General features: G+C 35.1%; 21 protein-coding genes and 1 other RNA gene. 17 read left to right on the top strand and 5 right to left on the bottom strand.

Annotation, left to right across the window (positions count from 1 at the left end; genetic code table 11):
- The first annotated feature begins 85 nt into the window (after positions 1 to 85).
- The 4 genes from estA to ssrA all read left to right on the top strand — a co-directional run bounded on the left by estA (position 86) and on the right by ssrA (position 4721).
- A complete protein-coding gene (estA, locus tag NHG49_RS25895; protein ID WP_000761972.1) occupies positions 86 to 826 on the top strand; it encodes a carboxylesterase in 741 nt (246 codons plus the stop codon).
- Between the two features lie 142 nt (positions 827 to 968).
- Positions 969 to 3401 carry a ribonuclease R gene (gene rnr, locus NHG49_RS25890; protein WP_097860409.1) on the top strand — a complete coding sequence of 811 codons (2433 nt, stop codon included), beginning with the start codon at positions 969 to 971 and terminating at the stop codon, positions 3399 to 3401.
- Between the two features lie 372 nt (positions 3402 to 3773).
- Positions 3774 to 4241, top strand: coding sequence for an SsrA-binding protein (gene smpB, locus NHG49_RS25885; RefSeq protein ID WP_001123922.1), 468 nt, complete (start codon positions 3774 to 3776; stop codon positions 4239 to 4241).
- A 125-nt stretch (positions 4242 to 4366) separates the two neighbouring features.
- Positions 4367 to 4721: a transfer-messenger RNA gene (gene ssrA, locus NHG49_RS25880) on the top strand.
- 338 nt (positions 4722 to 5059) lie between these two features.
- Here the strand turns inward: ssrA and NHG49_RS25875 are convergent.
- Complete coding sequence (locus NHG49_RS25875) at positions 5060 to 5689, bottom strand: LysE family translocator (protein ID WP_103655855.1); 630 nt, start codon at positions 5687 to 5689, stop codon at positions 5060 to 5062.
- Between the two features lie 551 nt (positions 5690 to 6240).
- On the opposite strand from NHG49_RS25875, the gene NHG49_RS25870 reads away from it, so the two are divergent.
- The 6 genes from NHG49_RS25870 (at position 6241) to alo (ending at position 13240) form a co-directional block, all read left to right on the top strand.
- Positions 6241 to 6918: a response regulator transcription factor gene (locus NHG49_RS25870; protein ID WP_064476226.1), complete on the top strand. Its 678-nt coding sequence runs from the start codon at positions 6241 to 6243 to the stop codon at positions 6916 to 6918.
- Positions 6919 to 7352: 434 nt separating this feature from the next.
- Positions 7353 to 8366, top strand: a complete 1014-nt coding sequence (locus NHG49_RS25865) for a siderophore ABC transporter substrate-binding protein (protein WP_000753430.1) — start codon at positions 7353 to 7355, stop codon at positions 8364 to 8366.
- 19 nt (positions 8367 to 8385) lie between these two features.
- A complete protein-coding gene (locus NHG49_RS25860; protein WP_000042060.1) occupies positions 8386 to 9402 on the top strand; it encodes an ABC transporter permease in 1017 nt (338 codons plus the stop codon).
- Positions 9399 to 10463 carry an iron chelate uptake ABC transporter family permease subunit gene (locus tag NHG49_RS25855; protein ID WP_064476227.1) on the top strand — a complete coding sequence of 355 codons (1065 nt, stop codon included), beginning with the start codon at positions 9399 to 9401 and terminating at the stop codon, positions 10461 to 10463. The genes NHG49_RS25860 and NHG49_RS25855 overlap by 4 nt, the downstream gene beginning before the upstream one ends.
- Positions 10460 to 11212 carry an iron ABC transporter ATP-binding protein gene (locus tag NHG49_RS25850; RefSeq protein ID WP_063263139.1) on the top strand — a complete coding sequence of 251 codons (753 nt, stop codon included), beginning with the start codon at positions 10460 to 10462 and terminating at the stop codon, positions 11210 to 11212. The genes NHG49_RS25855 and NHG49_RS25850 overlap by 4 nt, the downstream gene beginning before the upstream one ends.
- A gap of 489 nt (positions 11213 to 11701) precedes the next feature.
- The gene (gene alo, locus NHG49_RS25845; protein ID WP_064476228.1) at positions 11702 to 13240 is read left to right on the top strand and encodes an anthrolysin O/cereolysin O family cholesterol-dependent cytolysin Alo; all 1539 of its coding nucleotides are present in this window, start codon (positions 11702 to 11704) and stop codon (positions 13238 to 13240) included.
- A gap of 51 nt (positions 13241 to 13291) precedes the next feature.
- Here the strand turns inward: alo and NHG49_RS25840 are convergent, their stop codons facing one another.
- From NHG49_RS25840 to NHG49_RS25830, 3 genes are all read right to left on the bottom strand, one after another.
- On the bottom strand, positions 13292 to 14572 hold the full coding sequence (locus NHG49_RS25840) for a purine/pyrimidine permease (RefSeq protein WP_258126679.1): 1281 nt from the start codon (positions 14570 to 14572) through the stop codon (positions 13292 to 13294).
- Between the two features lie 127 nt (positions 14573 to 14699).
- Complete coding sequence (gene cynS / locus NHG49_RS25835; protein WP_033657709.1) at positions 14700 to 15149, bottom strand: cyanase; 450 nt, start codon at positions 15147 to 15149, stop codon at positions 14700 to 14702.
- A 55-nt stretch (positions 15150 to 15204) separates the two neighbouring features.
- Complete coding sequence (locus NHG49_RS25830) at positions 15205 to 15786, bottom strand: beta-class carbonic anhydrase (protein WP_000926488.1); 582 nt, start codon at positions 15784 to 15786, stop codon at positions 15205 to 15207.
- A 167-nt stretch (positions 15787 to 15953) separates the two neighbouring features.
- Between NHG49_RS25830 and NHG49_RS25825 the strand changes: the two genes are divergently transcribed.
- A complete protein-coding gene (locus NHG49_RS25825) occupies positions 15954 to 16385 on the top strand; it encodes an Lrp/AsnC family transcriptional regulator (protein WP_002008929.1) in 432 nt (143 codons plus the stop codon).
- Between the two features lie 288 nt (positions 16386 to 16673).
- Positions 16674 to 17102: an Lrp/AsnC family transcriptional regulator gene (locus NHG49_RS25820; RefSeq protein ID WP_223270633.1), complete on the top strand. Its 429-nt coding sequence runs from the start codon at positions 16674 to 16676 to the stop codon at positions 17100 to 17102.
- 40 nt (positions 17103 to 17142) lie between these two features.
- Here NHG49_RS25820 and NHG49_RS25815 read toward each other — a convergent pair whose 3' ends face one another.
- Positions 17143 to 17700, bottom strand: coding sequence for a cysteine hydrolase family protein (locus NHG49_RS25815; protein ID WP_064476230.1), 558 nt, complete (start codon positions 17698 to 17700; stop codon positions 17143 to 17145).
- 294 nt (positions 17701 to 17994) lie between these two features.
- Here NHG49_RS25815 and psiE point away from each other — a divergent pair, with 294 nt between their 5' ends.
- From psiE to NHG49_RS25790, 5 genes are all read left to right on the top strand, one after another.
- Positions 17995 to 18399 carry a phosphate-starvation-inducible protein PsiE gene (gene psiE, locus NHG49_RS25810; protein WP_000834706.1) on the top strand — a complete coding sequence of 135 codons (405 nt, stop codon included), beginning with the start codon at positions 17995 to 17997 and terminating at the stop codon, positions 18397 to 18399.
- 361 nt (positions 18400 to 18760) lie between these two features.
- Complete coding sequence (gene speG, locus NHG49_RS25805; protein ID WP_258126675.1) at positions 18761 to 19276, top strand: spermidine N1-acetyltransferase; 516 nt, start codon at positions 18761 to 18763, stop codon at positions 19274 to 19276.
- 435 nt (positions 19277 to 19711) lie between these two features.
- Positions 19712 to 21259 (top strand): ABC-F family ATP-binding cassette domain-containing protein, encoded by a 1548-nt coding sequence (locus NHG49_RS25800; protein ID WP_154131563.1) that lies wholly within the window; start codon positions 19712 to 19714, stop codon positions 21257 to 21259.
- Positions 21260 to 21264: 5 nt separating this feature from the next.
- A complete protein-coding gene (locus tag NHG49_RS25795; RefSeq protein ID WP_258126673.1) occupies positions 21265 to 22458 on the top strand; it encodes an MFS transporter in 1194 nt (397 codons plus the stop codon).
- Between the two features lie 159 nt (positions 22459 to 22617).
- Complete coding sequence (locus NHG49_RS25790) at positions 22618 to 22851, top strand: DUF3955 domain-containing protein (RefSeq protein WP_080349982.1); 234 nt, start codon at positions 22618 to 22620, stop codon at positions 22849 to 22851.
- The last annotated feature ends 6 nt before the right edge of the window (positions 22852 to 22857 follow it).

Genomic DNA, 22857 nt, shown 5'->3' with positions numbered 1-22857 from the left:
ATTAGATTATAGAAATATAAATATGGTACACTAGATATAGAAAGAATACGACTAGATTACAGAAGAGAAAGAGGAGAAGTACATGATGAAATTAGCATCTCCGAAACCATTTACATTTGAGGGTGGAGACCGCGCTGTTTTATTACTACATGGTTTCACAGGAAACTCAGCTGATGTACGTATGTTAGGGCGTTTCTTAGAGAAGAAAGGCTACACTTGTCATGCGCCAATTTATAAAGGGCACGGTGTACCACCAGAAGAGCTTGTTCATACAGGTCCTGAAGATTGGTGGCAAGACGTAATGGAGGCATATCAGCTTTTAAAAGATAAAGGCTTTGAGAAAATTGCTGTTGTTGGATTATCACTTGGCGGCGTATTTTCTTTAAAATTAGGTTATACAGTACCTGTTTTAGGTGTAGTACCAATGTGTGCACCAATGTATATTAAGAGTGAAGAAACGATGTACCAAGGTATATTGGCATATGCCCGCGAATATAAAAACCGTGAGCAAAAATCACCAGAGCAAATCGAACAAGAAATGTTGGAATTCCAAAAGACACCGATGAATACATTAAAAGCATTACAACAATTAATTGCTGACGTACGTAACAATGTGGATATGATTTATGCACCGACATTTGTTGTACAAGCACGTCATGATGAAATGATTAATACAGATAGTGCTAACATTATTTATAACGGTGTAGAATCTACGTTAAAAGACATTAAATGGTATGAAGACTCTACGCATGTCATTACACTTGATAAGCAACGTGACGAGCTACATGAGGATGTATATAACTTCTTGGAGCAACTAGATTGGTAAGATCTAGTTGCCTCTTTTTTTCATAAGGAATTTTTTGTGAAAACTGTAAAAATCATTAGGGGAGTATTAAAGTTTCGCTTTATACATCCCCAGTCTTTCGGATACACTAAATAATATAAGGGTTTAAAGGAGGTATTTCTGCTTGGAAGAAATCATACAAGAAAATATTGATAAGTTGTTATTATTTATGAGAGAAGAAGCGTATAAACCGTTAACAATACAAGAGTTAGAAGAGGCATTTGGAATTGAAGGGTCTGAGGGCTTTAAAGATTTTGTAAAGGCACTTGTAATGATGGAAGAGAAGGGGCTTGTTATTCGCACACGTAGTAACCGTTACGGTCTTCCTGAAAAGATGAATTTAGTACGCGGTAAATTAATTGGACATGCACGTGGCTTTGCATTCGTTGTACCAGAAGAGAAGAAAACGGGAGATGATGATCTTTTCATCCCGCCTACAGAGTTAAACGGTGCACTTCATGGTGATACAGTATTAGCGCGTGTTAGCGCACAATCAAGTGGATCACGCCAAGAAGGTTCAATTGTACGTATTTTAGAGCGCGGCACAAAAGAACTAGTTGGTACATATACAGAATCGAAAAACTTTGGATTTGTTATACCTGACAATAAGCGCTGGACGAGTGATATCTTTATCTTGAAAAGTGCATCAATGGGTGCTGTAGAAGGCCATAAAGTAGTTGTGAAAATTACGAGTTACCCAGAGAATCGTTTAAGTGCAGAAGGTGAAGTTATTCAAATTCTAGGTCATAAAAATGATCCAGGAGTAGATATTTTATCAGTTATTCATAAACATCATCTACCTTTAGCATTCCCTGAAGAAGTGATGGAGCATGCAAACAGTGTACCAGAAACGATTTCAGAAGAAGATTTAAAAGATCGCCGTGACCTGCGTGACCAAATGATCGTAACGATTGACGGTGCAGATGCGAAAGATTTAGATGACGCTGTTACAGTAACGAAGCTCGAGAACGGTAACTACAAGCTTGGCGTTCATATTGCGGATGTAAGTCATTACGTTCAAGAAGGTTCTCCAATTGATGTAGAAGCAGCGGAAAGAGCAACGAGTGTATATCTTGTTGACCGTGTAATTCCGATGATTCCGCATCGTCTATCTAACGGTATTTGTTCGTTAAACCCGAAAGTAGACCGTCTGACGTTATCTTGTGAAATGGAAATCAACAACTTAGGTGATGTTGTAAAGCATGAGATTTTCCAAAGTGTGATTAAAACGACAGAGCGTATGACGTATGCTGACGTAAGAAGCATTTTAGAAGATGAGGACGAAGAGTTAATCAAACGCTATGAGCCGCTAGTACCGATGTTTAAAGAGATGGGTCAATTGGCACAGATTTTACGTGAAAAACGTATGCGTCGTGGTGCAATTGACTTTGACTTTAAAGAAGCGAAAGTATTAGTAGACGAAGAAGGTAAACCGACAGATGTTGTCATGCGTGATCGTTCTGTATCAGAGAAGTTAATTGAAGAATTTATGCTTGTTGCGAACGAAACAGTAGCAGAGCATTTCCACTGGATGAACGTACCATTCATGTACCGTGTCCATGAAGATCCGAAAGAAGATAAGCTGGAACGTTTCTTCGAGTTTGTAACAAACTTCGGATATGCAGTAAAAGGACGTGCGAATGAAATACATCCTCGTGCGCTGCAACAAATTCTTGAAATGGTTCAAGGACAGCCTGAAGAAGTAGTTATTTCAACAGTAATGCTTCGTTCAATGAAGCAAGCGCGTTACGATGCGGATAGCTTAGGACATTTCGGTTTATCAACTGAGTTCTACACACATTTCACATCACCAATTCGTCGTTACCCAGATACAATCGTTCATAGATTAATTCGTGAATACATTATTAACGGTAAAGTCGACAACGAAACACAAGCAAAATGGCGTGAAAACTTACCTGAAATTGCAGAGCATTCTTCTAATATGGAACGTCGTGCTGTTGAAGCAGAACGTGAAACAGACGAAATGAAAAAAGCAGAGTATATGGTTGATAAGATTGGTGAAGAGTATGACGGTATGATTAGCTCTGTAACAAACTTCGGTTTATTCGTAGAGCTTCCAAATACAATTGAAGGTCTTGTACACGTTAGCTACTTAACGGATGATTACTACCGTTATGACGAGAAACATTTCGCAATGATCGGAGAACGTACAGGTAACGTATTCCGCATCGGAGACGAAATTACAATTCGCGTTATTAACGTAAACAAAGACGAGCGTGCAATCGACTTTGAAATCGTTGGCATGAAAGGGACGCCTCGTCGTAAGTTCAAAGATCGTCCAGTCGTTATCGAACAGCCAAGAACAGGCAGAAAGAAACGCGGTGGACGTAGCGAACGCAGTGATGAGCGCGGCGGAGAACGTGGTACAGGTAGAAAATTCGACCGTGGTGGCAAAGGAAAAGGAAGAGGATCAGCTTCTGCTTCCACTTCCACGTCCGCTAGTCAGCCAGGGAAAAAAGATGGTAACGGTAAGAAGAAAAAAGCATTCTTCGAAAATGTACCAGGGTTCAAGAAGAAAAAGAAAAAGCGTAAGTAAGAAAAGGAGGGCTTCGCTTTGATGAAAAGCGGGGCTTTTTCTTTTTTATTGGTGGCTTGAGAGCGAGCCACTTTCGCTTTTTGTTGGAATCCAGCTACAGTGGCTAGAATGTTCGGCGGCTTCGCTTCTTCCCGAGAGGCAAAGAGCGCCTCAAGGTCAGAAGCTCCATCCACCTTACATTCTGAGCGAGCCACTTTCGCTTTTTAATGGAATCCAGCTACAGTGGCTAGAATCTATTGGCCATTTCACTCCCTCGGACGAAGCAAAACGCGCTTCTCTGTCGGGAGTTCCAATGTCCAACGATTCTGAGCGAGCCACTTTCGCTTTTTATTAACATTTGTTACAATAGTAAAAATAGAGGAGGGACGTTATATGCCAAAGGGTACAGGTAAGGTTATTGCACAAAATAAAAAAGCATTTCATGATTATTTCATCGAAGAAACATACGAGGCAGGGCTTGTCCTTCAAGGAACTGAAATTAAGTCGATTCGCGCTGGACGCGTGAACTTGAAAGATGCGTTTGCACGTGTACATAATGGTGAAGTATGGGTACATAATATGCATATTAGTACATATGAGCAAGGGAATCGTTTCAACCATGATCCGCTTCGCACGAGAAAGTTACTTCTTCATAAAAAAGAAATTGAGAAGTTAACGGGTGCTTCAAAAGAAACAGGCTATGCATTAGTTCCAGTTAGAATTTATTTAAAAAATGGATTCGCGAAAATGGCACTTGGTTTAGCAAAAGGTAAAAAGCAATATGATAAGCGTAACGATTTAAAAGAGAAAGAAGCAAAACGTGAAATTGCACGCGCGTTCCGTGATCGTCAAAAGATGTAATACAGATATTTACATTTGTAAAACGACGCGCGTATGTTATAATAACTTATGTAAGATTGTTGCACATTGAAAAACAGCTCTTAGTAGCTATCACGATATTTCTTCGTATGCTCCATTTTTATCATGGGGACGTTACGGATTCGACAGGGATAGTTCGAGCTTAGGTTGCGAGTCGAGGGGATCGGCCTCGTTAAAACGTCAAAGCCTATAATTGGCAAACAAAACAATCTTTCTTTAGCTGCTTAATTGCACTAAAGGTTCCTCCCTCCATCGTCCATGTGGTAGGGTAAGGGACTCAAACTAAGTGGACTACGCCGGAGTTCGCCGTCTGAGGGCGAAGGAAGAGAACAATCAGACTAGCAACTTGGAAGCCTGTCGATAGGCCGAAGAGTTCGCGAAATGCTAATATATCGACTACACTCGTAGAAGCTTAAGTGCCGATATTTTTGGACGTGGGTTCGACTCCCACCGTCTCCACCAATACATATTTGGTGGTTTTTTTATTTTGTATGATATGAACCATAACTTTGCCAGATTGGCGAGGTTATGGTTCTTTTTGTTTGCGGCAAAGATATGCTTTCTCTATACAAATAGATACATCGACTATTCCTAACAGCAAGAAATATCTATTTTAACAGTAATTATTTGATAGCAGACTCAATTTACACTCATTTTTTTCAATAAAGAGTGAATCGTATCATCAAGACAGGTATATTAAAAAGCCCCTTCAAATTCTGAAGGGACTTTTTAGTATATAGGAATTGGTTTAAACCCGATATAACATTTCTTAGAAGGGGGCATTGTTATGTTATTCAGGTTCATTGAGGAGCTTTCGTTTGAAGCAACTTTAACCCCATACCAATAAAAATCATTCCTGTTACCTTATTTAGAATCATTCCTACCTTTTGGTTTCCTCTTAGTTTTTTTGTAACATATGAAGAGAAATAAGCCACAAATAAACACCACAATAATCCAGTGGCTGTAAAAGTAAGTCCTAAAATGATAAAGGGAATAGGACCTGAAGCCTTTGTATCTATAAATTGCGGAAGAAACGCAATAAAGAATAAAGAGACTTTTGGATTCGTAAGACTTGTTAAAAGCCCTTGTATATATATCTTTCTAATGTTTAATTTATTGGATGAAGCTTGGAAATCTACATTCGTCTTATCAAGTACCATTTTAATCCCTAGATATACGAGATAGATAACACCAATAATCTTAATGATGTTAAATAATACAACGGATTTTGTAAGTATAATAGATAAACCAAAAGCAACAAATAACGTATGAACTAAAGAGGCAGTAATAATACCAAAAACAGAATACACACCTGCTTTTCTGCCTTGTGAAATACTTCTTCCCACAATATACATGGTGTCCGCACCAGGAATTAAATTTAATAAAATCCCTGTTAGTAAAAACACTTCATAATTAATAATTCCGTACATTTTAGCACCTCTATCTATTTTTTTGGTGCCCTTATTGATATTAAAGTAAATAAAAGAAAAACAAAAGTATTTTTTATTTAATCAAAAAGATTAATACCTTTTCAGCTTACAACCATTTTTTAATGGTCTAATACTTTATTCTATAGTCTAAAACAACAAGATATTCCCAATGAAAAATATTTGATTTTAAATGTTGGAGATGGACCACTACTATTTTTTGTGGCAAGCTTATGGTTCTTTTTGTTTTGTAGTTTTATAAAATGTTTAAGTTGATGAGGGAAGGGTGGTACCCCTGAAAAAGAAAATGAAGAAATAGTTATTGACGATAAACAGGTAGATACTATAGCTACCTTTAATGATTACATAATATGTATTTAAATCTTCATATCCTTTGTGTTTCTATTCATATTTATTGTAAGATTATATAGAGTTCTCCTAATAAGCTGTTACAATGGCCTTTTTTAGGGGGTTCATATTTATAAATTTTAAAATGTTTTTTTGAGATAATTTTTTATCTAACTAAGTTATATTGAAGTAGAGGTGAACCATCGGTGAAGCAGGTGTTAGTAATTAAGAATGAACGGTCTTTTGCGAAGAAAATCGTAAGCGGTCTAAAGCAAGAGGGCTATTTCATTTTAAAACTTCACAATGAAAACCAAGGTTTAAATATAGTATATGAACAAGATTGGGATATTATCATATTGGATTGGGATTCATTAAGTATATCGGGGCCAGAAATTTGTAGACAAATACGAATTGTTAAAACGACACCGATCATTATTGTGACCGACAATATTTCTAGTAAGGATTGCATAGCAGGGCTACAAGCAGGAGCAGATGATTATATTAGAAAACCATTTGCGAAAGAAGAATTAGTAGCAAGGGTTCAAGCTATTTTAAGGAGAACTGACTATACTCAGCAAAATGAGACAAACTTTTTTCAGTTTAAAGATCTCTTTGTTGATGCATCTAGCAATATTGTGAAAAAAGGTAGCGAAAATCTCTCGCTTACGAAGCGCGAGTACGATTTACTTGTATTTTTAATCAAGAATAAAAATACAATATTGAGCCGTGAAATGCTTTTGAATCAGGTTTGGGGATATAACGTAGTAGTAAATCCAAATGTAGTAGACTTATATATTGGGTATGTAAGAAAAAAGTTAAAGTGCGAGAAGAAAGACAGATATATTCAAACGATACATGGCAGAGGCTATTCAATGGTTGAATGATAAAAATAAGATAATAAAATAGTTTCTGTGAAATATTAAAAGACGGAACTAGAATATTTCTATCAGGCAATGGATCATGGTTTATAAGGTGCTCATATATTTGGTTAGTGTGGAGGGGAAGATTCTAGCGCGACCGTATCTAATGCAAGTACCTACTTGAAAAGAAAATCAAGATTTTCTCATGTATTCTCTGTAAAATAAAGGTTAATCAACACGCCTGACTGCACATATTACTTTTCGTATACAAAGTATGCTTAATTCTATTAACTCACACCATTCACAAGATTTTCACAGAATTAATGACTATACTAATTAACAGGATATTCAAATGAAAATGATTATCAATATTGGTTTAGGTGAATAGCAGTTACTATCTAATTCAATCTATGGACGTCATCATTTTCGAACTAAATTACATAATAAGGAGTATACGTATGAAAAAAACTATGCTTTTAAAATTAGTAAGTATTCTAGCGATTTTCACTTTAATGTTAGTAGCTTGCTCAGATTCAGGTAAGGAAACTTCGAAAGCTAATAAAGGTGATAGTAGTGATAAGCCAAAAACGGTTGAAATTACTGATGCACATGGAACTGTTAAAGTCCCTGTAAATCCAAAGAATGTAGTTGCTTTAGATAATAGAACTTTTGAAACTTTAGCTGATTGGGGAATTAAATTAGCGGCTGCTCCAAAGGATGTAATGCCTGCAGATTCAGCATATAAAAAAGATGATTCAGTTAAAAATATTGGGAATCACCGCGAACCAAATCTTGAAATTATAGCGGCGGCAAACCCTGACCTTGTAATCGTTGGTCAAAGATTTGCTGGCCATTACGAAGAAATCAAAAAATTAGTGCCAAATGCAGCTGTTATTGATCTTAATGTTGATGTTTCTGAGAAAGCTACTAAGCCTGGAGAAAATTTAGTAAAAGGACTTAAAGATTCTACAATTTCTTTAGGAAAAATCTTTGATAAAGATAAAGAGGCTAAAAAATTAGTAGCTGATTTTGATAAATCTATTGAAAATGCAAAATCTGCTTATAATGGAAAAGATAAAGTTATGAGTGTTATCGTTACTGGTGGGAATATTGGTTTTGCTGCGCCTCACTCTGGTCGCGTTTGGGGACCAATGTATGAAATTTTCGGTTGGACTCCAGCACTAGAAGTGTCTAATTCTACTGCCGGTCATAAAGGTGATGACGTTTCTGTTGAAGCTATTGCACAAACAAATCCTGATTGGCTTTTCGTATTAGATCGTGATGCTGCAACATCTGATGCTGCTACTTCAGCTCCTGCTCAAGATGTTATTTCTAAATCACCTGCTCTTCAAAACACAACTGCTGTTTCTAAAAAACAAGTTATTTATGCACCAGCAGATACTTACACAAATGAATCAATTGAGACTTATATAGAGTTATTTGGAAATATCGCAAAAACTTTAGCTAAGTAGTGTAAAGGAGTACGAAACAGTGTCAAAAAATATGATTTCTAGGGTTGAGAATATTTCTCAACCCCAGTTTTATAATCACAATAAAATATGGACAAAACCTTTTATAATAGCGATTATAGTTGTTATAATTTTAGGGATTATATCACTGTTTACTGGAGTTTATGATATACGTGGACAAGAGGACGGAATGGAGATGTTTTTCATCACTCGTGTTCCGAGAACAGTTGCATTAATGCTTACTGGAGCTGCAATGGCGATGGCAGGGCTCGTAATGCAATTAATTACACAGAATCGTTTTGTTGAACCTACTACAACGGGGACTATTGAATGGTCAGGCTTAGGCCTGCTTTTTGTATATTTATTATTTCCTGCCCCGACTTTAGTTCAAAGAATGACTGGTGCAATCATTTTTTCTTTTATAGGAACTATGATTTTCTTTCTGTTTTTAAGAAGAGTTAAACTTCGTTCGTCTTTAATTGTCCCTATTATTGGATTGATGCTTGGAGCAGTTATTTCTGCAGTGTCTACTTTTTTGGGACTCCTTTTTCAAATGACGCAAAGTATTGAAACTTGGTTCGTAGGTTCATTTGCTACCGTTCAGGTGGGAAGATATGAATATTTATGGCTAATTGTTATCGTTACTTTGCTTATTTTTATGTATGCAAATAGATTGACTTTAGCTGGGCTAGGAGAAGATGTCGCAACAAGCCTTGGAGTTAATTACAATAGAATTGTTCTTTTTGGGACTGGCCTTATCTCTGTTGCAGTTGGAATTGTTGCAGCTGTTATTGGAAACTTACCTTTCTTGGGATTAATTGTTCCAAACATTGTTTCCATGTTTAGAGGGGATGATCTTAGGAGTAATTTACCTTGGGTATGTGTGATCGGAATGGGGACAATAACTACCTGTGACATCATTTCTCGAACAATTATAAAGCCTTTTGAAGTACCTGTTTCTTTAATACTTGCAACAGTGGGAGCAGTCGTGTTTATTACTATTTTATTGAGACGAAGAAAACCAAGGAGGCTACGATGATCACATTAGACTATAAAAATAAAGAAAATGTCGAAATCGATTCTAGCCTTCATAATGAAAGTAGATCAGCTAGTGCTTTTCGTTCTAAGAAGGAAGCAAGACGTTATTGGATTGTACTGATAACATTGATTGCTTTAGGTCTCCTTTCTTCATATGGACTTTTAGTTTATAACAATCCAGTTCCGATAGATTCACCTTCTTTTATCCCAGTTGTTAAGAGAAGGATAATAGCTATTGTTGCGATGATTATTGCTGCAGTTTGCCATAGCTTGTCGACAGTTGCTTTCCAATCTATTACGAACAATAAGATTATTACTCCTTCGCTTTTAGGTTTCGAATCACTTTATTCAGCAATTCATACGAGTACAATATTCTTCTTTGGTGCTAGTGCATTAATAAACTTTAATGGAATTGGATCATTTTTATTCCAAGTTGTTGCTATGGTCTTGATGAGTTTGATACTTTATGGATGGTTACTTTCCGGTAAATACGGGAATTTACAACTTATGCTTTTAGTTGGAATTATTATTGGTACTGGACTGAATTCCGTATCAACTTTTATGAGAAAGCTACTTGCGCCTTCAGAGTTTGATATTTTACAAGCGAAATTATTTGGTTCTGTTAATCATGCAGATCCTGCATATTTTCCTGTTGTAATTCCTATGATTATAATTGTAGCGGTATTAATTTTTGTTCATTCTAAGAAGTTGAATATTTTATCACTTGGAAAGGATGTTGCTACTTCCTTTGGGGTTAAATATCAACCTAGTGTAATTTATACGCTTGTATTAGTTGCTATTTTGATGTCCATTTCAACAGCTCTAATTGGGCCACTTACTTTCTACGGCTTTTTAGTAGCAACTTTGAGTTATCAGGCGGCGTCAACTTATGATCATAGATATATTTTTCCAATGGCTTTTGCAATAGGATTTTTGATAATGACGAGTGCATACTTTTTAATGTATCATGTATTCAATGCTCAAGGTGTAGTTTCAGTTATTATTGAATTATTTGGTGGAATCATATTCTTAACTATTGTTTTAAGGAAGAGGGCTTTATGATAAAAATTGATAATGTTAAAAAGTTCTATACTGATAAGGTAAAAATAGGACCTTTGGATATTGAAATACCAAAAGCGGGCTTTACTTCTTTAATTGGACCAAATGGTGCTGGAAAGTCTACGACACTATTGATGATTGGAAGACTCTTAGATATGGATGAAGGCCAAATTCAAGTAGCGAATATGGATGTTTCTGAATCCAAATCAAAAGACTTAGCAAAAATTTTGACTATATTGCGACAAGAAAATCATTTTGTAACGAGGCTTACTATTAGACAACTAGTTGGATTTGGGCGCTTTCCTTATTCAAAGGGAAGATTAACTAAAGAAGATGAGGTTATCATTTCTAAATATATCGATTTCTTAGATTTAACTAGTTTAGAGAATAGATATTTAGATGAGCTTTCTGGTGGTCAAAGACAAAGGGCATATGTAGCGATGGTATTGTGCCAAGAGACTGAATATGTGCTTTTGGACGAGCCTCTGAACAACCTTGATGTTGCTCGTTCTGTTCAAATGATGGAGCATTTGAGACGTGCAGCTAATGAATTCGGAAGAACAATTTTGACTGTTATGCATGACATAAATTTTGCAGCTAAATACTCTGATAAAATTTGTGCTATGAAAGATGGACAAATTGCTGCTTTTGGAACAGTAGAAGAGGTTATGGACCCAACACTTTTGACAGATATTTTTGAAACAAAAATAGAAATTATCAAAGGTCCTTATGGGCCCATCGCTGTTTATTAGTTACAAAATGAGTATGTAAAAAAGCTGCTGTCTATATTTTATAGGCAGCAGCTTTTTTTATGCAATTGCCGATGATAGCTCTGTCCCACAGGTATTTCATTACTTCCGGTCCTGCGATGCTTCAAACAATAAACTTGTAAATTACTCATAAAATGCAAAGGAATGCTTCACCTATTCAAGTATGTACCAAACGAAAAAATATCTCTGTATAACTTTTTAAAAGAATTCAGCTTGGTTTTTTATATGTAATATTGCATATCAGAGTGTATTGATAAAAGTGTAAGGGGTCACTATAATGAGGGCATAAAGATAAATCACATTATCGTAGCAAGAAAAAGGAGGAAATAATATGGAAATCGCAATGGCAGTTTTGAAATTTGTAGGTGGCGTAATCCCGTTAATTCAAGAACTTTTAAAAGCATTTATGTAAGTTTATTAGTTAGCTATCATTTATCAATCATTATCATATCTTACTAAAAAAAGAACGGGGTGATTTTTCTGAATATTAAGAAAAACACTAAAAGAAGAAAATTCCTTACATGTTTATTAGTTAGTTTATGCACTATTAATTATTCATCTATTTCCTTCGCAGAAACACAAGTAGGTAATGCAACTGATGTAATCAAAAATGCTAGTGGCATTGATACTGGCATAGCAAATCTTAAATATAATAATCAAGAAGTTTTAGCTGTAAATGGTGATAAGGTAGAGAGTTTTGTTCCGAAAGAAAGTATCAATTCAAATGGTAAATTTGTAGTAGTGGAACGCGAGAAAAAATCACTTACAACTTCACCAGTCGATATTTCGATTATTGATTCTGTGGTGAATCGTACGTATCCAGGAGCGGTACAACTTGCAAATAAAGCTTTTGCAGACAATCAACCGAGTTTATTAGTGGCTAAGAGAAAGCCTTTGAATATTAGTATAGACTTACCTGGCATGAGAAAAGAAAATACAATTACTGTCCAAAATCCGACATATGGTAATGTGGCTGGAGCAGTAGATGATTTAGTATCTACTTGGAATGAAAAGTATTCTAAAACACATACGTTACCTGCAAGAATGCAGTATACAGAATCTATGGTTTATAGTAAATCACAAATCGCAAGTGCCCTTAACGTTAACGCTAAATATCTCGATAACAGTCTAAACATCGATTTTAATGCGGTTGCAAATGGAGAGAAGAAAGTGATGGTAGCGGCATATAAGCAAATATTTTATACCGTAAGTGCTGAACTACCTAACAATCCATCCGATCTTTTTGATAATAGTGTTACTTTTGGTGAGTTAACTCGTAAAGGTGTAAGTAATTCGGCTCCACCTGTTATGGTTTCAAATGTAGCTTATGGTAGAACTGTTTATGTAAAATTAGAAACAACATCTAAGAGTAAAGATGTACAAGCTGCTTTTAAAGCCTTACTTAAGAATAACAGCGTCGAAACGAGTGGACAGTATAAAGATATTTTTGAAGAAAGTACCTTTACTGCTGTAGTATTAGGCGGAGATGCGAAAGAGCATAACAAGGTTGTTACTAAAGATTTCAATGAAATCCGAAATATCATTAAAGATAATGCTGAATTAAGTCTTAAAAATCCAGCATATCCAATTTCATATACAAGCACTTTCTTAAAAGATAATGCAACTGCTGCTGTTCATAACAATACAGATTATATTGAGACGACAACTACAGAATATTCAAGTGCTAAAATGACACTTGATCATTACGGTGCTTACGTTGCTCAATTTGATGTATCTTGGGATGAATTCACATTTGATCAAAATGGGAAAGAAGTACTAACACATAAAACATGGGATGGTAGCGGCAGAGACAAAACAGCTCATTACTCTACAGTTATCCCTCTTCCACCAAATTCAAAAAATATAAAAATCGTAGCTAGAGAATGTACTGGTCTTGCATGGGAATGGTGGAGAACAATTATTAATGAACAAAATGTTCCATTAACAAATGAAATAAAAGTTTCAATTGGAGGAACAACATTATACCCAACGGCTAGTATTAGTCATTAGGTATAAAAAAGCGCCCTGTAATCAGGGCGCTTTTTTACTTAGTCACAAATTTTACTCTTTCCAAAACTGCTCTAGCAAAATAACGATCATAGTACCTACGAGTAATCCGTTACTTAAAACATATTGTAAGGAAGAAGGAACTCCGCTAAATGCACTTTCTGGAAGAAACATTATTCCCAAACTGATTAATAATGAAATTCCTAATATAGTTAATCGGCGTTGCTTTAATTCTTCACGTAAAATGGATTGAAATGAAATGCCTATTACTTGGACAAATGTAGCTAAAAGTGCAGAATTAGCAATAGGACCTGGTAGCAAGGATATAAAGTTTACAATTGAGGGGATAAAAGAAATACCTGCTAATATAAGACTTGCTATAAGAAACGACTTCACCTTTTTTTGACCTGTTAGTTGAATAAATCCTGCTGATGCAGGTAATGGTACAATTCCAATTGTAGAGAACAATGATGAAATAATATGTGATATACCTCCGACCCATACACCACGGTTCAGTGTTTGCTTTTCATTTTCTTTAGATAGGGGAGCCACTTGTTTTACAGCCGAAATAGCAGCAATTGTATTTGCAACTAAAAGAAAGGTAAATAAAGTTGCAGTTAGAGTCATTCCAATATCGAATCTAGGTGTGCCCCAAGCAAATACCTCTGGTAACTTAACTAGCGTTGTATGTGAAGGCATATGAGATGATTTTCCTAATACTGCATACAAAAGCCAACCACATGAAATTCCAAGTAACACAGCGTAACTTTTCATCCATCCTTTCCCTTTAATTGATAAGAAAGTAATAAGGGCAAAAACAAAGAGCGCAATAGTAGCTGTTGTATAGTCAGGATGAGTTGCAGGTCCTTGTAATCCCATCATTCCTTTTAGTAACACACCACTAAGCTGAAGAGATAATATTAAAAGAAAGGTTCCTGTAACCAAGGGTGTAAATAAACGTAAGATTCGATGAACAAGCCCTGTTATACCAAGAACGAAGAGTAATATACCTGCAATAATTAATCCGCCTTCTAAAAGTTGCAACACGTCTTTTGCGCTTTGTCCCTGATGCATAGCAACTTGTCCCAATATGACAAATATACTTACCCATGAACCGGCTGGCCCGTCCGCAATGGGGTAGCGATGCCCAAACCACGCTTGTAGAAACGAGCTTACTCCCACGACTAAAAAAGTCCGCTGCATTAATGTTGAGATATCTTCTATTGGTAAATGGAATATGCCACCAATAATGATAGGTAATGCAATTGCATTTGCTAATAGAAACACAAACCATTGTAGAATACTAAAACTCGTATCAAAGTGTTTTTTATTCATATTATTCTCCTTTGCCGAAAAAGAATATCATAGTAAAAATCCATCCTTTCTACACAGTTAGATTAAAAAGGATGGATTTATTAAATCTATAAAATTATTTTAATTATATAGATAGATTTTTAATTAATTACCATGTACGGAATGGCAAGAATTTCCCATTAAGTGTAATCACGATACGAGGATCGCCACCTTTTGGATCTTCTTGTGTATCCACACCTAGGTTGAAGTTAATCGCACTCATTACACCTTCGCCCGCTTTTTCTAAGATTAACTCTCTAATAGTTGGTGCATATTGTAACATCATTTCATATAAACGATATGCAATCGGGTCAGTAGGAGGCATTTCCATTACTTGGCCGCGAAGTGGAACTACTGTTAATGCTTGAACTACTTCTTCATCTAATTCTAATAGTTTACCGATTTTTTCTGCTTCTGGACGTGTCATTGTAGCTTGTCCTAATAACGCTGTTACAACCCAAGTCTCAGAGTTTTCACTTACTTTTGCAATTTCTTCCCATGTTAAACCTTTTGCAATTTTTGCTTCTAAAATTTTTTTTGTAGCTTCCGGTCGATTCATATCTAATACTTGTCTTTTCATATCTAATAACTTCCCTTCGTATAAGTAATATTAATTATTTTGTTTCACCATGTAATGCTTTATATCCATCTACCACTACATCTAATTTCCCTGTATGTGGATCAATAACTAAACCGTGTACAGGAACATCTTTTGGAATAAGTGGGTGATTTCTTACTAAATCAACATTAGCTTGTGTTGAATCGCAAACATCATCGAATCCGAATAACCATTTTTTAAGGTCAACACCAGCATATTCAATCGCTGATAAAATTTCTGGTGAAGCTACTCCACGATCTAATATTTTTTGAAGTGTTCCTTTTGGATTCGTTTGGCTCGCACCACATCTATGGTGTCCAATAAGGAAGATTTCATCTGCATTTAAATCGTATACTGATGCGACAACACTTTGCATAACACTATCGAAAGCAGAAGCAATTTTACCACCTGCATTTCTGATGACTTTTGCATCACCATCGTGTATATCTAAAGCTTTTGGAAGTAGCTCAATTAAACGAGCATCCATGCAAGAAACAACAACCATACGTTTTTTAGGCATTTTTGTCGCTTCACGAGGAGCGTATTCCTTATTTTCTACAAATTGTTCATTGAACGATAGAATTTCTTGTAATAACATATTTGTAACCTCCTTTAAATCTAGATGTATTTTTTTGTTGCGTCCTCTGTGTTATAAGTAAATATAACTGATAAATAATGTGATGTAAGAGGATAAACTAAGTATAGTGAATTGTATCGATAAGCAGAATAAGTTGGCGAAACACTTTCGGGCTTTCTACTTTCACGGTGAAAGGATTGGTTTATATCATTGATCAAACAGATTTTGAGATACTGAAATTATTAGGAGAAAACTCAAGAATACAATGGAAAGAGCTTGGCCAAAAAATACATATGACGGGGCAGGCCGTAGGAAATCGAATTCGAAGATTAGAGGATTTAGGGATTATTGAACAGTATACAATTGCAATAAACCGAATCAAATTAGGACAAGTAGTGACTGCATTTGTTACTTTGTTCGTAACAACAGCTAATCACCAAGAGTTTATGAATTTCTTTCAAGGAGAAGAAGGGATTTCTGAAGTACACCGTATAAGTGGTGAGGGGTGTTATTTATTAAAAACACATTTTGCGTCCAATGAAGACTTAGATAACTTTCTAGGACGACTATTAAAATACGGGAATTATCGTGTTAACTTATCAATAGGAAAGTTGAAATAAGGTTTCTTTTCCTTGGAGGGGATGGCAACATTATTTGCTAAACTTTATTTGTATAGAGATAATGAAGTCGTTTCATGTTTATCTTAAATAGTCAGAGCCTTACTACAATTTATGTGTAGTAAGGCTTTTTAAAGTTGTTAAAAAAATACATTGTAAGGAAGAAGGAAAGCCGTTAACAATAATGTAATTTCTAATAGAGTTAATTGATTGTATTGTAAAATTTTTTGAGATGAATTGTAGGGGAAATGAAGATCTTATAGAAGGGATTCTTATAGGAAGGGGATGTCCATGTTCGATTCAACAGATTTTAAAATTATAAAGTTACTACAAGAAAACGCTAGAATGAACTGGAAGGAAATTGGAGAGAGAGTACATTTGACTGGCCAGGCTGTTGGGAAACGAATTAATAAATTAGAAGAGGCAGGTGTCATTCAAAAATATACGATAGATATCGATAGGGCTAAGTTAGAAGGGTCTATTATGACGTTTGTTACACTATTTCTGCATGCACCACATTATCATAATCAAATTCAAACCTTTTTTGAAAAAACGGACGTAATTACTGAAATGTATCGTATAAGTGGCGATGGCTGTTATATCATGATTCTTCACACATCTTCACATCAACAATTAGAAGAGACTCTTGCAGATGTTTTACATTATGGTGATTATCGTATAAATACTGTCATTAAGACAATTGAAAAAAAGAAAGAATAAGATATTTATCCTTTCTTTTTTTATATGGAAATGGAATTCTTTATTTGTTTTTGTTTATAAAACTGTTTGCTGACATGACTTTTGCATAAATATCACCAAACTCTAATGCGCTCATGAATGACTGATGAGCGTGTACTGCGGGGATTAGATTTCCTTGAAATTCTAAATCTTTTGTTGTACAAGCATCTTCAATTACAACACATTGAAATCCTAAATCACTGGCAGCACGTACTGTTGCATCAATACATACGTGAGTCATCATACCGCAAATGACTAGTTGATCTATTTTTTCTTTTTTTAATGTTTCAAATAAATTGGTTCTTAAAAAACTATTAGGATGATGTTTTTGTATGACTCTTTCGTTAGCAATCGGTTGTACATCATCATGAATTTGAACACCTACTGTTTCAGGTAAGAAGAAAGTAGCTCCTTCATTGTTCGCAATATGTTGTACGTGAATAACTGTGTTATATTTTTCACGAAATACTTTCAAGACTTCTTTCGCTTTTTGTGCGGCTTTTTCAGGTTGATGCAATTCCATATTGCCGCCTTCAAAGTAATCATTTTGCATGTCGATTAATAGTAACGCTTCGTTCATAGTTAATCACCCCACATATATTTGTACAGTACGTTGTTTGTACTGTACCGTTATTATATAAAGTGTAGGTATGTGCAGGTAATAATGTCATGAAACGATTTTAACGCATACAGTTTCATTGTGAAAAAGCTAAAAGATACAAAGTAAAGATTGGGGAAACGGCTATATTAAACGTAAATATCAGGATGGTGAAGTGTTAGTGAAAGAGGACGATCATATTTGATTTAACACTTTTGTAAGTATAATTTTGCTATAATAAATACGTACTTACACGAAGGGGAGTTTAAAGATAAAATGAAGTCGTTTAATATCGATCATCTTATAGCTAGTGTTTTACAATGGATATTAAATATAGCTTTAATTATATTATCCATTGTGTTATCGATTTTCTTAGTGAATGAGACAATTACATTTGTGCAGTATATCTTTTCGGAAAAGGAGTATACATCGTATAAATTGGTTGAAAGTATTATCGTCTACTTCTTATACTTCGAGTTCATCGCATTGATTATTAAGTATTTTAAGTCGAATTATCATTTTCCGTTACGTTATTTTATTTATATCGGAATTACGGCTTTAATTCGATTAATTATTGTATCTCATGAGGAACCGATGGAGACGTTGTTATATGCGGGATCCATTCTTGTTTTAGTTATTGCTTTATACATATCGAATATGAGAGATTTGAGAAAAGAGTAGTGCAGACATAAGTTTGCGCTATTTTTCATTTTTTCGTTAATAAGTTGTAAATTTCGACATGAAATTTTTATATTAGTTTATCATGTTTTTGTAATAAATAAATCTAAAAAGGAGTGATGTGATTCATGTTTAACAAATTTTTGGGGAATTCAAGAGCAAAAAAGATTTGTGGAATTGGGGAATTAGCAACTTTAATAGGTTTTTCGTCGTTAGGGTCAGTTAGTGCAGGCGTAGCTTGCACTACCTTTTTATGTCTTGACCTTCAAGTTGCTTGAAAGTTTACAATGTAAATAGGGCGTTTGAAATTGAAAAAAATTGAGAAATTAAGTGAAGAGGTTTCTTTTAATTGGAGGTTATAACAATGAGTCAGGAATTGAAGTTACGTCCTTTAGAACGGGAAGATTTAAAGTTTGTACACGAACTTAATAATAATGCCCATATTATGTCGTATTGGTTTGAAGAGCCGTATGAGGCATTTGTGGAGCTGCAGGATTTATACGATAAACATATACATGATCAAAGTGAACGCCGGTTTATCGTTGAGAAAAATAATGAGATGGTTGGATTGGTCGAATTAGTGGAAATCGATTATATTCACCGAAGAACTGAATTCCAAATTATTATTGATCCTAATTATCAAGGGCATTGCTACGCAGCAGAAGCGACGCGTTTAGCGATGGATTACGCTTTTTCTGTATTAAATATGCATAAGATTTATTTAGTTGTGGATAAAGAAAATGAGAAAGCAGTCCATGTGTATAAAAAGGTTGGATTTATAGTGGAAGGCGAGCTTTTAGACGAGTTTTTCGTTGATGGTAACTATCATAATGCGATAAGAATGTGTATGTTCCAGAAGGAATATTTTAAAAATAAGTAGTTGAATGATTTGGAGGTAATGTTGACGCTTCGTAAAACTGTATGCTAAAATCCCTTTTAAGTATTAAGGAAGGTGCAGAACATGCTTTATATAAAATTTGTAAAACTCATTAGAAAACTTTGCTCCGCACAAATGTATACGGTGAAGCGTTGTACGGAGCTTAATCAAGGGGCATAAATCCCTATATTCATCGACTGAATAACTTTTCTAAAAAAGTATAGTTTATCTATGCTTATTTGGTTATGGTTTTTCAGTTGATGTATAAAATAGATTAAGGGGCCATAGACAATGCTTTGTCTATGGCCCTTTGTGTATATTATTCCAATGAGCTTTTACTGTAAATTGGAGTAGTATGGGAAAACCACGAAGCAGAGGGCTAGTGTCGAATGACGCTATCTCTCTGCTTTTTTTAATTTCAGGAAAAGAGGAATAAAAATGAGTTTACTTAAAGTTGAACGTTTATCACATAGTTTTATAGATAAAGTATTATACGAAAATGCTTCTTTTGATTTGTATAAAGGGGAACATATGGGGATTGTTGGACAGAATGGTGCAGGGAAAAGCACATTAATGAAAATATTGGTGGGGGAAATTATTTCTGATAAGGGGAGCATTAAGTGGCAACCTAATATTCAAATTGGACATCTTGATCAATATGCAGAAATTGATGGGAGCTATACCATTTCACAATATGCAAAGCGAGCCTTTTATGATTTGTTTGAAATGGAAAAGAGAATGAATAAGTTATATGAAGAAAGTGCGATGACTGGAGATGAGAATCAACTATTGAAAGCAGCTGAAATACAAGAACAGCTTGAGGCTCGTGATTTTTATTCAGTAGACAGCTTAATAAATAAGGTGGCAGCCGGTTTAGGTATTGATGCGATTGGGATGGATCGTGTTATTGATGAATTAAGCGGAGGACAACGGGCAAAGGTAATTTTAGCAAAGCTTTTATTAGAAGAGCCTACTATTTTATTACTAGATGAACCGACAAACTTTCTTGATAAAGAGCATGTTGAATGGCTTGCTAATTATTTAGTGAATTTTGAAGGGGCGTTTATTGTCGTGTCACATGATTTTGACTTTCTAGAAAAAGTGACTTCTTGCATATGTGATATAGAGTTTGGAACGGTGAAGAAGTATTACGGCAAATACTCAGATTTTGTAAGACAAAAGGAGCATTTGCGAAAAGATTATATGCGCCAATACTATGCACAGCAAAAGAAAATTGAAAAAACGGAAGAGTATATTCGTAGAAATATTGCTGGAGTGAATTCAAAAATAGCGCAAGGGCGTAGGAAGCAGTTGCAACGTATGGAAAGAATTGCGCCACCAAGTTTTACTCATAAACCGTCTATTCATTTTCAGAAACTTCCTATTTCGGTTCAGACAGTTCTGGAAGTAAATAATCTTGAAGTGGGTTACGATTTTGCTCTCTTACCAAAATTGAATTTTTCAGTGATGGGTGGGCAAAAACTTGTTATTACAGGGTTCAACGGAGTAGGGAAATCTACTTTATTAAAAACAATCGTGGGAACTATTTCTAGTATTGCCGGAGAATTTCACTTCTCAGAGCAAATAAAGATTGGATATTATGAGCAAGATCTGAATTGGAGCAACGATTCTTTAACGCCACTGCAAATTATTTCAGAACAGTTTCCTAAACTAAACGTGAAGGAGATACGTCATCATTTATCTGCATGTGGTGTGAAGGATACTCATGTTTCACAAGAAATTCGTACGTTGAGTGGTGGTGAACAATCAAAGGTTAAATTATGCGGATTATTATTATCACCTTGTAATTTCTTAATTTTAGATGAGCCGACAAATCATTTAGATGCAGAAGCGAAGGGAGCTTTGCAAAAGGCACTCATTCAGTTTAAAGGTAGCATTATACTCGTATCTCACGAAGCAAGTTTTTATCTTGATTGGGCAGATAGTATTTTTAATATAGAGACAGGATTAGTTAAGGGGGTGTGAAACATATGAGTAGAAATGATTGGAAAAAGAAAATTATTTTATTTTTGACCGCTCAAACGATCTCTTTGTTCGGTTCCTCTCTCGTGCAATACGCGATTATATGGTATATCACCTTAACAACATCGTCAGGGTTAATGTTGACCATTTCAACTGTTTGCGGATTCCTACCGCAAATTGCAATATCTTTATTTGCAGGTGTTTGGATTGATCGTTACGACCGTAAAAAGATGATTATGTTATCGGACGGGAGTATAGCAATTACTACGTTAGTTTTAGCAGTTTTATTTTTAACAGGATATAAAAGTATTTGGTTACTTTTTATAGTACTACTCATTCGTTCAGCTGGGACAGGGGTACAAACGCCAGCTGTGAATGCGTTAATCCCACAAATCGTTCCGAAAGATTATCTTATGAAAATAAATGGGATAAATAGCGGTATTACATCTTTAATTATGTTTCTTTCTCCAGCAGCAAGTGCTGCAATTCTTTCTATTGCTAGCATTGAAACGACATTTTTTATTGATGTTATTACGGCTATGATTGGAATTAGTATTATGTTTATCATTCAAGTGGAGAGACATGTGAATACAGAGAGTAAGCAAAAATCTAATTTACAAGGTATAAAAGAAGGCTTTGCTTACTTAAAAGAAAATGTATTTATTAAGAGGCTACTCTTTTTATTAATCATTGTCATGATTTTAATAAGTCCAGCCGCCTTTTTAACACCTTTAATGGTAACTCGTTCTTTCGGTGCAGAAATGTGGAGACTTACTGCTAGTGAGATGACTTTTAGTGCGGGGGCGGCAGCTGGTGGCGTATTGATTGCGGCATGGGGTGGTTTCCGTAATCGTATGCATACAACAGCGCTAGCTTGTGCGTTGTATGGACTGCTTATGATTGGACTAGGGATTGCTCCGGTATTTATTGTGTATTTAGTATTTAACTTTTTAATTGGTATAACAATGCCGTGCTTCAATACACCGGTTACCGTGTTATTGCAGGAAAAAGTAGAACCTTCTATGCACGGACGAATGTTTAGTCTTGTACAAATCGCTAATTCATGCGCGTTTCCTTTAGGAATGATAATATTTGGTCCATTGGCTGATATGTTTAGTGTAGAAATTTTGTTAATTTATGCTGGGATATTCGTGCTATTGTGTGCGATTTATGTTGTAGTAAGCAAGAGGTTTGAAGTGTAAATATTTATGTTTGAAAAGGTTTGTGAGGCAATTTAAGGTGCTTCATAAACCTTTTTCTATTTATAATAATCAATAATTTTTTATTGTAAAACAATAAAAAATTATTGACGAATGATTTTGTTTTAGGTAATATGATGTTAATAATCTAAGGGTAATTATATGAATAGAGGAGAATGTGAAATGATAAATAAATACGTCGTAGCTATTTCTTTCATGATTTTAGCGATCATTTCTTTAGCTATACATGCTTCAAACAGTAAAGTGGGAGCGAATGGATTCCTTGAAGAACCTTTCTTTTTCTTAGTACCGATAAGTTATGTATTGTTCTTGAGTGGTATTGGTGTATTACTATTTGGATTTATTACTTCAAAGCTGAAAAAAAGTAATAGATAAAATGAA

Source organism: Bacillus sp. IBL03825 (assembly GCF_024712505.1).
GTDB lineage: Bacteria > Bacillota > Bacilli > Bacillales > Bacillaceae_G > Bacillus_A > Bacillus_A wiedmannii.
This window is presented reverse-complemented; position numbering and strand designations above follow the sequence as displayed.

Excerpts from the sequence above, each read along its gene's own strand:
- estA (WP_000761972.1), top strand. The coding sequence starts at position 86 with ATGAAATTAGCATCTCCGAAACCATTTACATTTGAGGGTGGAGACCGC.
- smpB (WP_001123922.1), top strand. The coding sequence starts at position 3,774 with ATGCCAAAGGGTACAGGTAAGGTTATTGCACAAAATAAAAAAGCATTT.
- NHG49_RS25875 (WP_103655855.1), bottom strand. The coding sequence starts at position 5,689 with ATGTACGGAATTATTAATTATGAAGTGTTTTTACTAACAGGGATTTTA.
- NHG49_RS25865 (WP_000753430.1), top strand. The coding sequence starts at position 7,353 with ATGAAAAAAACTATGCTTTTAAAATTAGTAAGTATTCTAGCGATTTTC.
- NHG49_RS25855 (WP_064476227.1), top strand. The coding sequence starts at position 9,399 with ATGATCACATTAGACTATAAAAATAAAGAAAATGTCGAAATCGATTCT.
- NHG49_RS25850 (WP_063263139.1), top strand. The coding sequence starts at position 10,460 with ATGATAAAAATTGATAATGTTAAAAAGTTCTATACTGATAAGGTAAAA.
- NHG49_RS25840 (WP_258126679.1), bottom strand. The coding sequence starts at position 14,572 with ATGAATAAAAAACACTTTGATACGAGTTTTAGTATTCTACAATGGTTT.
- cynS (WP_033657709.1), bottom strand. The coding sequence starts at position 15,149 with ATGAATCGACCGGAAGCTACAAAAAAAATTTTAGAAGCAAAAATTGCA.
- NHG49_RS25830 (WP_000926488.1), bottom strand. The coding sequence starts at position 15,786 with ATGTTATTACAAGAAATTCTATCGTTCAATGAACAATTTGTAGAAAAT.
- NHG49_RS25820 (WP_223270633.1), top strand. The coding sequence starts at position 16,674 with ATGTTCGATTCAACAGATTTTAAAATTATAAAGTTACTACAAGAAAAC.
- NHG49_RS25815 (WP_064476230.1), bottom strand. The coding sequence starts at position 17,700 with ATGAACGAAGCGTTACTATTAATCGACATGCAAAATGATTACTTTGAA.
- psiE (WP_000834706.1), top strand. The coding sequence starts at position 17,995 with ATGAAGTCGTTTAATATCGATCATCTTATAGCTAGTGTTTTACAATGG.
- speG (WP_258126675.1), top strand. The coding sequence starts at position 18,761 with ATGAGTCAGGAATTGAAGTTACGTCCTTTAGAACGGGAAGATTTAAAG.
- NHG49_RS25800 (WP_154131563.1), top strand. The coding sequence starts at position 19,712 with ATGAGTTTACTTAAAGTTGAACGTTTATCACATAGTTTTATAGATAAA.
- NHG49_RS25795 (WP_258126673.1), top strand. The coding sequence starts at position 21,265 with ATGAGTAGAAATGATTGGAAAAAGAAAATTATTTTATTTTTGACCGCT.
- NHG49_RS25790 (WP_080349982.1), top strand. The coding sequence starts at position 22,618 with ATGAATAGAGGAGAATGTGAAATGATAAATAAATACGTCGTAGCTATT.